This window comes from bacterium 336/3, assembly GCA_001281695.1.
Taxonomy (GTDB): Bacteria; Bacteroidota; Bacteroidia; order Cytophagales; family Thermonemataceae; genus Raineya.
The window spans coordinates 14,476-26,303 of sequence record LJIE01000002.1; the positions used below are offsets into that span (position 1 = coordinate 14,476).

An 11,828-nucleotide genomic window follows, 5' to 3' on the forward strand; every position below is an offset into this window, starting at 1 on the left:
TAAAATTACTAAATTTCTAAGAAGTTTAAAAGATAAAATTGTCTTAAATTCTAAAAAATTTCAGCAGAAATACCTCTTTCGCAGATACCTTGACGCATGGGTACGAGGTCATCAAAACTTCCAAATTTTACTGTACATTTGCCTTTATAATGAATCAGCCATGTACATTGCTCTGCTTGTTCGGGAGTATGTTTGCAAACCTTGATAAGTGTCTCTATCACATGATCGAAGGTATTAAAATCATCATTAAATACCACCAATTCATGTTCTTTAGCATCTAACTCATCTAAGGCTATATCTTCCTCTACAGTAGGCTTTGTCAGTGTTTTGGTACTCATTATTCTATTCACAATTCATTGAAATTTTAGCTCAAAATTAGCAAAAAACAGAATGTATAACGCATAAAATTGAAATAAATTTTATGTAGGAATATGTCTTTCATAAAAAAAGCTCCAAAGTTTCCTTTAGAGCTTTTCTTTATATAGAAAAAAAATTATTTACCCAAAGCTTTCAAAATTGTAGCTCCTATATCAGCAGGAGAATGAACAACATGAATACCACAGCTTTCCATAATTTCCATTTTGGCTTGGGCAGTATCATCTTTTCCACCTACAATTGCACCAGCATGCCCCATTCTTCTTCCTTTGGGAGCTGTTTGTCCTGCTATGAAACCCACCACAGGTTTTTTATTGCCTGTAGATTTAATATATTCTGAAGCTACAGCCTCATAATTTCCACCAATTTCACCAATCATCACAATAGCATCTGTATCAGGGTCATTCATTAGTAATTCTACTGCATCTTTTGTAGGTGTTCCAATGATAGGATCGCCACCAATACCAATTGCAGTAGAAACGCCTAAACCAGCTTTTGCTATTTGGTCAGCAGCTTCATAAGTAAGTGTACCAGATTTAGATACAATACCTATTCTACCTTGTTTGAAGACGAAACCAGGCATAATACCTACTTTTGCCTCACCTGGGGTAATTACACCTGGGCAATTAGGTCCAATTAAACGAGATTTTTTTCCTTTTAAGTATTCTTTTGCATACATCATATCTTTTACAGGAATACCTTCTGTAATACATATAATTACCTCTATTCCTGCGTCTGCTGCTTCCATAATTGCATCTGCTGCAAATGCTGGTGGTACAAAAATAATAGATACATTTGCTCCAGCTTGTTCTACAGCTTCTTTTACAGTATTGAATACATCACGTTCTAAGTGTTTTTGTCCACCCTTTCCTGGAGTAACACCTCCTACTACATTTGTTCCATATTCAATCATTTGCTGGGCATGGAAAGTCCCCTCAGACCCTGTAAAACCCTGCACTATTACACGAGAATTTTTATTCACTAAAACAGCCATGTTGATAATTTTTATTTTTATGAACTCTTTTTCTAAAACGCACAAAAATACATCTTTTTATAGCTTATCCAAATTTTTAGAAAAGACATACCCAATAACTTTTTTAAGTACAAATATTATTATCTGTTAATCAGCTTATTAAAAACAAAGAGGCAAGAAATCAATCCTACCTCTTTATTCTAATTTTATAATGTATAATTTTTAGTTTACACTAATTTTCATCCAATATAACATCAATAAAACTACTGCTGTAGAAGCTGAAACACCTCCATAATACAAACCAATGCTCAAACCTGCTCTACCAGCTTTTGCTCTATTTAAGACATATGGTAAAGAAGCAATTGCCAAAAGGCTATATACAGCTCCCATTACAACAATCATCATAAAAGAAAATATTTGGTTTCTGACAAGTAAACATGGCAAAGCTATTATAAAAGCAGCAATACAACCATTGATAATAGATTTTGCAGGTCCCCATTTTTCTACTAATTTACTGACAGGTAGAGCTATTATTGCAGAGAAAAGTAGCATTCCAGATTGTAGGTAATCAGGGTCAGTGAAGAACTCTTTGTAAGTATTTCCAAAAAATTGATGATGTACCCACACAGCAGGAATTGCGAACAATAACAATGTTTTAAATAAACCAACAAAGAACCCTGTCAAGAATAAATCTCTTTTTTCTGAACCTTCTACAACTACTTTTTCTAAAGCCTTTTTATCCTCTTCAGTTGGTGGAGTCATAGAAATATTACGAATAGAATATGCTGTAAGTAATACTAAAGCTCCTCCCAACATAAATGTTGCTGTAAGACCTATCTTATTTAATATAAAAATCAAAAATGGTTCAATAGTATAAATTACACCAAATACCATTGTAAGAATAGCTGCTACTTGTGGAAATTTATGGACAGGTGTAAAAGATTCGACTAATGAGATAGCTGGGCTATGAAATGTTGCCATTGCTGCAAGCCAAAAAGTTACTAAAATGGGTAATATCCACTTCAAACCACTACCAGGATCAGTATTTAGTGCTACACTTACAGAAAGGAATATAACAGCGGCAAATGCTGCTCCAGAAATGATAACAGGGAATTTTGTTCCTTTTTCTCTAAAGGCTTTGTCTGCTAAATTTCCTGAAATAGGGTGAAATATCGCTCCTAATATACCTTGTGCAATTAACAATATAGATGCAAATTCTGTAAACTGAAATTTGGAAAGTAATACTGGCTGATACTTCTCATAAGCCAACCAGCCTATCGTAATGGCAGCCTCTAAAGCAGCCAAACTGACTATTTGCTTTGTGAATGAACTCGCAGGTGTTTTTTGAAGTGCAACTTCCATAATTTTTATTTTTAAATTGTATAAAACTATTCTGTTTTTATGTACACGAAATATACGTAACTTGCTTCAAATTTGGATTTAGGTTTCTTAAAAATTATGTTAAAAAAATTAAAAATAGGCACAAGAAGCAGTAAATTGGCTTTATGGCAAGCATATTATATAGAAGAAAGATTAAAAAAAGCAGGATTTGAAACTGAAATTATACACATAGAAACAAAAGGAGATAAAATCTTAGATCGTTCTTTGTCTAAGATAGGTAGTAAAGGGGTTTTTACAGAAGAATTGGAAGAGCAACTCAGAACAGGAGATATTCACTTGGCTGTACATAGTGCTAAAGATTTACCCTCAGAGATGCCCAAAGATTTAGAAATTATTGCTTTTACTGAAAGAGAAAAAGTAAATGATGTTCTGATTAGTTTCAAAAAAGGGGTTTCTTTACAAGATAATATTGTTGTTGGGACTTCTTCTACAAGACGAGTAGCTACTCTCAAACATTTTTATCCACATATCCAAACAGTAGAAATGCGTGGAAACTTACAAACACGTATGCAAAAGCTAGAGAATGGAGCTTGTGATGCTATTATTTTGGCTTATGCAGGTGTACACAGAATGAGTTATGATGAGCATATTGTAGAATATTTGCCTACTCATATTTTTACTCCTGCTGCAGGGCAAGGTAGTGTAGCTATACAAGTTTCAGAGACTTTGGATAAGGAAACAAAAAATGTTATTCAAAACACACTCAATCATACTGAAACATCTTATTGTTTACAAGCTGAAAGAGCTTTTTTACATACTTTACAAGGAGGATGCAGTGTACCTGTGTTTGCTTTGGCTACTGTTCAAGAACAAACACTTTATTTAAGCGGTGGGGTTATCAGTTTGGATGGTGTTCAATTCATTCAAAAAGAAATAAATGCCTCTATAGAAAAAGGAATAGAATTGGGAAATAGTTTAGCTGAAGAAATTTTAGCTTTGGGTGGAAAAGAAATTTTAGAAGCCATTAAGCGATAGTACTATCGCTTAATGGGTATAATTAACTCTCTACCAGGATAAAACTCATCTTTTTCATCTACTGGAGCAATTTGATTGGCTCTTAAAATTTCAAACTTAGTTACTCCATATTTTTGTCCAATTTGCCATAGTTCTTCTCCATCTAAAACTTTATGGAAATCTCTGATAACCACTCTTAAACCTACATCAGCTCGGAGTGTAGATTTATTCGTCATTCCATTAAGTTCTTTTACATGTGAAGCACTCATATTATATATTTCTGCAATTGTTTTGAGAGTTTCACCTTTCTGTACTTTATGAATATGTATTTTCTGTAAATTTTCAGCTTTTCCACGAGCAATTTTAGCACTATCTCTCAAATATTCTTGCTTTTTAGCCTTCTGAATTGAATCTATGCCCTTTCTTATTCTTGCTTTATCATAAAGGTCATAAGCAAGAGTATTGGCTTTATTATCATCATCAGCTACTGTAAATACTAGTAGGGCAAAAATAATACCTACAACTCCTAAAATTATCAAAGGTAAGTGTTTGAAAGCATGTTGATCTTCTACTTCTTCTTTAGAAGTTTCTTCTGTAAGAGCAGTAGCAAATTCTTTACAATCTTTAAATCTTTGGCTTTCAGAATTTTCTGTTGCTGCTTTAATGGCTTCTAATGTTTTTGCTGATATTTTTTTTGCTTTATGAATATCAGGGCTACCTACAAGCATGGTAGTCAATATCTTACCTAAAGAATATATATTACTTTGAATAGTTTTTGTTCCACTTTTCTTGTCTTCAGGACTTTGATAAGCCTCTTCTACAACAGAATTATGAACATTAAAACCTCTTACCTTTACTTGATTGCCGTCTATTAAGATATTTTGAGCACTCAGTTGTGGATGTATGAGTCCTATTTGATGAGCTGCTCCTATAATTTCTAAAATTTGAGAGAATAGGCGAAGAGCTTTATCCTCAGTCATAACTCCCAAACTCTGCACGTACTGATTGAGTGTCAGTTTGCTGTCAGGTCTTTCTGTAATAAGATACCCATTATCAGAAGTTTCAATCAAATCATAGATTAACAAAATCTGATTATGCTGAAAGTTAAGCTTTTGGCTTTCACGCTTTAATTGTTCTTTGGCTTGGGCACTACCTATATGATTGGCATTGAGTGTTTTTACCAACACTTTTCTATCAAACAAAAGATGTTCTGCTTCATAATAATCGAATATTTCATCAGAACTCAGATGTTTTTTTATTTCGTAATTTAATAGCCTTTCGCCAACCAAATTTGCTTTCATTGTTGTCTTCTTTGAAGCAAAATTAATAATTTTTATGAATTAAAATAAATCGTTTTCAAACAAAAAGTTTTGATAAGCGTTGTTGAGTTCTTGCCATAGTTTTGGTTCTTTTTCTTTAGACATGACCTTCAAGCCTTTTTCGTAGACTTCTTTCGCTTTTTCTATTTCTTCTTTTTCTACATAAGCTGAAGCCAAATGATAATAATTTGCTGTGTATTCTGGAAAATCCGTCCAAACTTTTTCATAATAAGGTATGGCTTCATCTAAATTATATTTCCTGTATTCGGTAGCTAATGCATACCAATTGAAAGGGTCTTGAGGCTCTTGTTTACAACAAGTATGTAGCATTTCTAATCGTGTCATGGCAGATTTTGTTTAGATGTAGGCTTTTTGTAGATTTGTTTTCTTAGCAAATTATAGCCTGTGGAAAATCATCTTTATTACAATTATACAAAAGAGGAACTAATTAGAGAAATAGAAAATCTCAAAATTTTGCTCGCTAATGATGAGTTATTAGCAGAACTTCAAGAAACGAACGTTGCATTGCAAGACTTGTTAGACAATTCGAACGATCTGATATTTGTTTGTAGCTCCAAAGGAAACTTATTATTTGCAAATAAAATTTTTTCCACAAAACTAGGCTATCAGTTAGATGATTTGCCTTTTATTAATTTTAAATCTCTTTTAAGCCCATCTCATAAGGTTTCGTTTTTAAGACAACTAAGTAAAGTTTTACATCAAGAAGATACCTCTAAATTCAATCTTGTATTGCTCAACAAACAAGGACAAAAGGTTTATTTAAGAGGCAAACTAAGCATCAGATATGATGATGAGAATATTCCTGTAGCTATCAGAGGCATTATGTATGATGCAACAGATAGAGTTCGTATCCAAGGTGAGCTGACAAGTCAGACGGCTCGTTTGAAAGCCATTTTCGAGAGTGGTTCTCATATTATGTGGTCAGTAAACAGAAAACGAGAGTTTACTTCTTTTAACCAAAATTATGTAAAAGCCTTGCAAATTCAGTATGATATTGTTCCAAAAGTAGGTAATAATTTAGATCATTTGCGTAACGCTTTAGAAAAAGAAGGTTTGGCCGATTTCTGGAAGAAAAAAATGAAAAAAGCTTTTGCAGGTGAACTACAACATTTTGAAATTCAGGCTCGTGATATTTATGGAAATCCTGTTTGGCAAGATGTTTATTTGAACCCTATCCCCTCTCCTGATGGCAGTATAGATGAAGTTTCCGCAATAGCTCATGATATTACAGAAAATAAGAAAGCAAATCAAGAAGCTTTAAAAGCCAAAGAACTTGCAGAACATTCTTTAAAAGTGAAAGAGTCTTTTTTGGCAAACATGAGCCACGAAATCCGAACACCTATGAATGGGATTATCGGAATGGTTGATTTACTGATAGATACACAACTCAATGCCACACAATACGATTATTTGCATACCATCAAAAAATCTTCTGAAACTTTGATGATTATATTGAATGATATTTTAGACCTTTCTAAAATTGAAGCTGGCAAAATGACATTGATAAACAAGCCTTTACAGGTCTACCCTATGATTGAAAAGGTCTATAATCTTTTTTTACCTCAAGCCACTCATAAAAATAATACTCTTAGCTTTGAAATTGATGATAATATTCCCCAAACAATCATTGCTGATGAAACAAGACTTATTCAAATTATTTCAAACCTTACTTCTAATGCTATTAAATTTACAGAGCTTGGGAGTATAAATATTAAAGTTTCTTTGTTAGAAAACTTAGAGAACGAAATGTTGATCCAAATTGATATTATTGATTCAGGCATAGGTATTTCTGAAGAAGACAAAAATATTTTATTTCAAAATTTTAGTCAATTGGATAATAGCCTTACAAAATCCCAAAGTGGAACAGGTTTAGGACTTGCAATTTCTAAAAATTTAAGCCAGATGATGGGTGGAAATATTGGTGTAAAAAATAATTTAAAAGGTAAAGGAAGCATTTTTTATTTCACTTTTAAAGCTCAAAAAAATTTCTTAGAAGAAACTAATTATCAAAAAGTTATACAACAAAAAGATCACCCTCTGACTTTAGATTCTAAAAAAGTTTTATTGGTAGATGATAATGCCATTAATCGAAAGGTAGCGTCAGAAATGCTCAAAAAAATTGGTTTGGAAGTTATGCTTGCCGAAAGTGGAAAAAAAGCCATTCATTTAGCAGAAAATAATTATTTTGACGTAATTCTGATGGATGTTCAAATGCCTGAGATGAATGGTATTGAAGCTATGAAAACTATCAAAAAATTGCCCATCCAGATTCCCTATATTGTGGCTGTTACGGCTTATGCAATGCAAGAAGACAAAAATAATTTACTCATGCAGGGCTTTGATGGATATCTAGCAAAACCTATCAAATTGGAGAATTTAATAGAAATTTTTACAGAAGTAGAACCTCTAAAAACTGGAGAAAACCCAGAAATTCAAGAAATTAATTTGGATGTATGGAACTCTCTAAAAGATATTGCTGATACTGATTTTGTACAAGAGAGTGTAGAAGATTGTATCCATGAAACAAATATTTTGATAAAAGAAATTTGGCAGTATTTTGATAATCAAGATTTTGAGAACATTCAAAAACATTTACACACTCTCAAAGGCTCTACAGCAACTGTTGGCTTTGAGAGGTTTGCCAAACAAACAGAAAGATTAGAACAATTGATTAAACAAAAAGAATTATCTGATTTCCAATTTCATCTATCTACATGGCAAAAAGTTTGGGATAAAGCTATTTTGTCTTATTCAGATACTTTTAAAATATGGAAAGATATATCTTAAACGCTTACTTTTTTAAAACATAATTTTTATACTCTCCAATAATGTATCCTCCTGTTAATTTTTCGACAATTTTTTTCAATTTATCCTTGAATTTGAGCTTATTATAGCTCAAATCTCTATCAAAATGCCAGTTTTTTTGTTCAATACGCTTTTGCATCACTTGAGGATGGGTTTCTGTAAATTTTTCGAGCATGTCTATCTGACTATAATCAAAATCAGCTTTTTTAGGAACATTCTGATTCATCCAATTATCATCATGCCAGTATTTATTGAAGTTTTCTTGCTTTTGTTGCATGGCTTTCGGCTCTTTTACCCATCCATAATGATAGATATAAGCATCTATCAGACATACATTTAATTTCCTATCATTATCTTTTCTAAAACCTTGAGCATCTTTATAAGAATAAATGCTTTTATCATTTCGAATCACTCTTATTTCTCTTCGATACCATTGATACGAATTTCCCACATAATCATAGGAACCATAAAAATGTAAGTATTTAAAAAGTAAGCCATCAATATTGGGCCTGTTTAGGTTTTCTTGCATAGCATTTTTGATAGTCGATAAGTAACGTTCATGTACTACCTCATCTCCTTGTATATAAAAAATCCAATCTGTGTTTTCAGAAACAGCTTGTAATGCCTTATTAGTCTCATCTGCAAGTACTCGCCCACCTTCTCTAAGACTGTCATCCCATGTAGTTTGTATAATTTTAATTTTATGAGGATCAATGTTTTGTATAAGATTCAAGGTATTATCATCAGAGTTTCCAACAGCTATCACAAATTCATCGCAAATGGGTAAAACAGACAATATTGCTTCTACAATAGGATAATCATATTTGATAGCATTTCTAATAAAAGAGACTCCTGTTACTTTCATAAACTCCTTGTTTCTTAGTTTTTCTTTCATAAAATTAAGTTTCTTTCTTATTTTTTCAAAAAAAACATACTTTTACATAAAAATTAGTATTAAAAATGATACAGCAAGAAGAAGACCAGTGGTCAGAAGAAATTACCCCTAAAAACAAATGGTTTGATATTCGTTTAAATGAACTTTGGAAATATAAAGATTTAGTGGGTTTATTTGTTTATCGAGATTTTGTTTCTGTTTATAAACAGACCATTTTAGGTCCACTTTGGCATATTATTCAACCTTTATTTACAACACTTGTATTTTCTATTGTATTTGGGAGTATTGCTCAAATCAATACAGATGGTATTCCACATTTTTTATTTTACTTGTGTAGTATTACTATTTGGAACTATTTTGCAAATTCTATCAACAGTACATCCAATGTATTTGTAACCAATGCATCTGTTTTTGGTAAAGTATATTTTCCTCGTCTTACTGTACCAGTAGCCAATGTTATTTCAGGTTTTATGGCATTTGGTATTCAGTTTCTATTATTTTTAGGTGTTTACCTTTACTTCTTTTTATCTGGAAGTCAAAGTTTTGTACCTAACTTATGGGTATTAGCTGTTCCTGTTTTTGCATTTAATATGGCTTTATTAGGTTTAGGCTTTGGAATTATTGTTTCATCATTAACTACCAAATATAGAGATTTGACTTATGCTATTGGATTTGGGGTACAACTAATGATGTATGTCTCAGGTGTTATTCATCCATTATCCTACATTTCTGAAGAAAAACGTTTTTGGATGATGTTAAACCCTATTTCTACTGTCATAGAAGGATTTAGGTATGCTTTTTTTGGTAAAGGAATTTTTGAAGCTTCAATGCTTTTTTATAGTTTGGGAGTTAGTTTTATCATTTTTATCATAGGAGTTGCTTTATTTCATAAAGTAGAAAAAGGTTTTATGGATACAGTTTAGATTTACAGTATTTTTTATTGTTTATTTTGTTTTTTTAGGTAAAAAAGACTATTTTTCACAAATTTTACCAAATTAAGTATTAAACAACATAGAAAAATGAAAAAATCCTTACTGTTGTCTATTTTCATCTTTTTTACATATCATGTTCTACAAGCTCAATTTGTAATAGCAGATTTTATAGCCTCTTCTAATAGTATTTGTACAGGACAAACTGTTACATTTACAAATACTTCACTTGCAGGTGGTGGTGCAGCTCCAATAAATTCGTGGACATGGAGTTTTGATTTTACCTCAGTAGGTGGAGCTTCTCCCTCTACAGCGAACACTGCTGGCCCTCATACAGTTACATTTAACACTGCGGGTACCTATTTAGTAAGACTTACTGTTACAAATGGTACACAATCTGATACAAAGAGTTTAGCCGTGAATGTATCCGTAGGTATTCCTGTACCCATCGTGGAAGGTTTTGAAGGAACTTTTCCAGCTGTTGGCTGGAGCACAAGCAATACAGGAGGCAGTACCAATTGGGTACAAAATAATTCAACAGGACAAAGTAGCTCAAAAAGTGTTTGGGTAGATTTATTTTCAAATAGCATTGGTTCAAATTCTTTGTTTCTAAATTTACCTCGTGTGAGCCTTACAGGTTATGTAGGAGGAAATGTAGAGTTTTATTTAGCTCATAGAGGTAGTTTTGGTCAATATGCAACTCTTACATTAGAAGCAAGTATAGACTGTGGCGTAAATTACACACAAGTATGGCAAAAAACTGGTTCAGCATTAGCAACCACCACTCCAACAGATGGTTCTGAACTAAATACTCCTGCTACTGGAGATTGGCGTTTAGAAAGTGCTGATATTAGTAGCCTCACTGGTAATCCTGCTGTGCAGTTTCGATTTAAATTGCAAGACCCCGATTTCACCAATAATATATTTTTAGACAATATTAACATCACAGCTTTTACGTCCACTCCTCCCAATGACCCAACAAGTTTGGTAGCAAATGCTCCTGCTTTTAATCAGGTAACTTTAACTTGGACAGACAACTCTAATAACGAATTTGGTTTTAAATTGGAGCGTTCTTTAGACAATATATCATTTAATCAAATTGGTGGAAATTTACCTGCCAATACAACTAATTATACAGACAATACTGTAACCACTAATACAACATATTATTATCGTGTTAGGTCTTACATTGGTACTATCAATTCTAATTATAGTAATACGGCCACTATTACTACGCCTTCTGTAGCTTTAAATACTCCAAGTGGACTAACTGCTACAGCTGTTTCTTCTTCCAGAATTAATTTGGCATGGGTAGATAATGAAATAAATGAGCAAGGCTATAAAATTGAACGTTCTTTAGATGGAACCAACTTTATAGAAATAGCTTCAAACCTCTCAGCAAATGCTACCAATTACTCCGATTTGAGTCTTAGTCCAGGTATACTTTATTATTATCGTGTACGTTGTTATTTGGGAGGTGTAGATTCTCCATACAGCAATATAACCCAAGCCACTACATTTGTAATTATTGGTACCCCCACTACTTTAACAGCTTCAGCAGCTTCAGCAACATCCATTAATTTAGCATGGACTGATAATGCAACCAATGAAAATGGTTATAAAGTAGAACGTTCATCTGATGGACTTGTTTTTACAGAGATTGCTTCCAATCTTCCTGCCAATAGCAATTCTTATTCTGACATAGGTTTGAGTTCAAGCATTTTATATTTTTATCGTGTAAGAGCTTTTAATGGCACTGTTAATTCCAATTATAGCAACACAGCCCAAGCTACCCCAACTGTAACGATTGCAACTCCTACAAGTTTGCAAGCAAATGCTGTATCACCTACACAAATCAATCTGGCTTGGACTGATAATTCTAGTAATGAGGCTGGGTTTAGAATAGAACGTTCCACTGATGGTACAAATTTTACAGATTTAGGTGGTGGTTTACCTATCAATGCTACTACGTTTGAAGATGGAGGATTAATTCCTAATACCACTTATTTTTATAGAATTAAAGCTTTTAATGGTCCTCTTTTAAATTCTGCATTCAGTAATGTAGCTCAGGCGATAACACCTTTACCTACTGCTCTCAAAAATGACATTTCTAATAATATTGTTGTCTATCCTAATCCCAACAATGGTAATTTCTT

General features: G+C 32.7%; 8 protein-coding genes and 2 pseudogenes. 4 read left to right on the forward strand and 6 right to left on the reverse strand.

The window, feature by feature from the left end; all coding sequences use genetic code 11:
• Positions 1-50: 50 nt before the first annotated feature.
• The 3 genes from AD998_19320 to AD998_19330 form a co-directional block, all read right to left on the reverse strand.
• Positions 51-338: a Clp protease ClpS gene (locus AD998_19320; GenBank protein ID KOY84607.1), complete on the reverse strand. Its 288-nt coding sequence runs from the start codon at positions 336-338 to the stop codon at positions 51-53.
• Positions 339-493: 155 nt separating this feature from the next.
• A complete protein-coding gene (locus tag AD998_19325; GenBank protein KOY84608.1) occupies positions 494-1,369 on the reverse strand; it encodes a succinate--CoA ligase in 876 nt (291 codons plus the stop codon).
• Positions 1,370-1,570: 201 nt separating this feature from the next.
• Positions 1,571-2,710 (reverse strand): hypothetical protein, encoded by a 1,140-nt coding sequence (locus tag AD998_19330; protein KOY84609.1) that lies wholly within the window; start codon positions 2,708-2,710, stop codon positions 1,571-1,573.
• A gap of 96 nt (positions 2,711-2,806) precedes the next feature.
• On the opposite strand from AD998_19330, the gene AD998_19335 reads away from it, so the two are divergent.
• Complete coding sequence (locus AD998_19335; GenBank protein ID KOY84610.1) at positions 2,807-3,724, forward strand: porphobilinogen deaminase; 918 nt, start codon at positions 2,807-2,809, stop codon at positions 3,722-3,724.
• Positions 3,725-3,726: 2 nt separating this feature from the next.
• Here AD998_19335 and AD998_19340 read toward each other — a convergent pair whose 3' ends face one another.
• On the reverse strand, positions 3,727-5,004 hold the full coding sequence (locus tag AD998_19340; GenBank protein KOY84611.1) for a hypothetical protein: 1,278 nt from the start codon (positions 5,002-5,004) through the stop codon (positions 3,727-3,729).
• Between the two features lie 39 nt (positions 5,005-5,043).
• Positions 5,044-5,352, reverse strand: a complete 309-nt coding sequence (locus AD998_19345; protein ID KOY84733.1) for a hypothetical protein — start codon at positions 5,350-5,352, stop codon at positions 5,044-5,046.
• A gap of 792 nt (positions 5,353-6,144) precedes the next feature.
• Here AD998_19345 and AD998_19350 point away from each other — a divergent pair.
• Positions 6,145-7,686, forward strand: a pseudogene (locus tag AD998_19350) (hypothetical protein).
• Positions 7,687-7,834: 148 nt separating this feature from the next.
• On the opposite strand, the gene AD998_19355 reads toward AD998_19350, so the two are convergent.
• Entirely contained in the window at positions 7,835-8,713 is an 879-nt protein-coding gene (locus tag AD998_19355) for a glycosyl transferase (GenBank protein ID KOY84734.1), read from the reverse strand.
• Positions 8,714-8,808: 95 nt separating this feature from the next.
• Here AD998_19355 and AD998_19360 point away from each other — a divergent pair, with 95 nt between their 5' ends.
• Together AD998_19360 and AD998_19365 are read left to right on the forward strand one after the other, a co-directional pair.
• Positions 8,809-9,666: an ABC transporter permease gene (locus AD998_19360; GenBank protein KOY84612.1), complete on the forward strand. Its 858-nt coding sequence runs from the start codon at positions 8,809-8,811 to the stop codon at positions 9,664-9,666.
• 927 nt (positions 9,667-10,593) lie between these two features.
• Positions 10,594-11,703, forward strand: a pseudogene (locus AD998_19365) (hypothetical protein).
• The last annotated feature ends 125 nt before the right edge of the window (positions 11,704-11,828 follow it).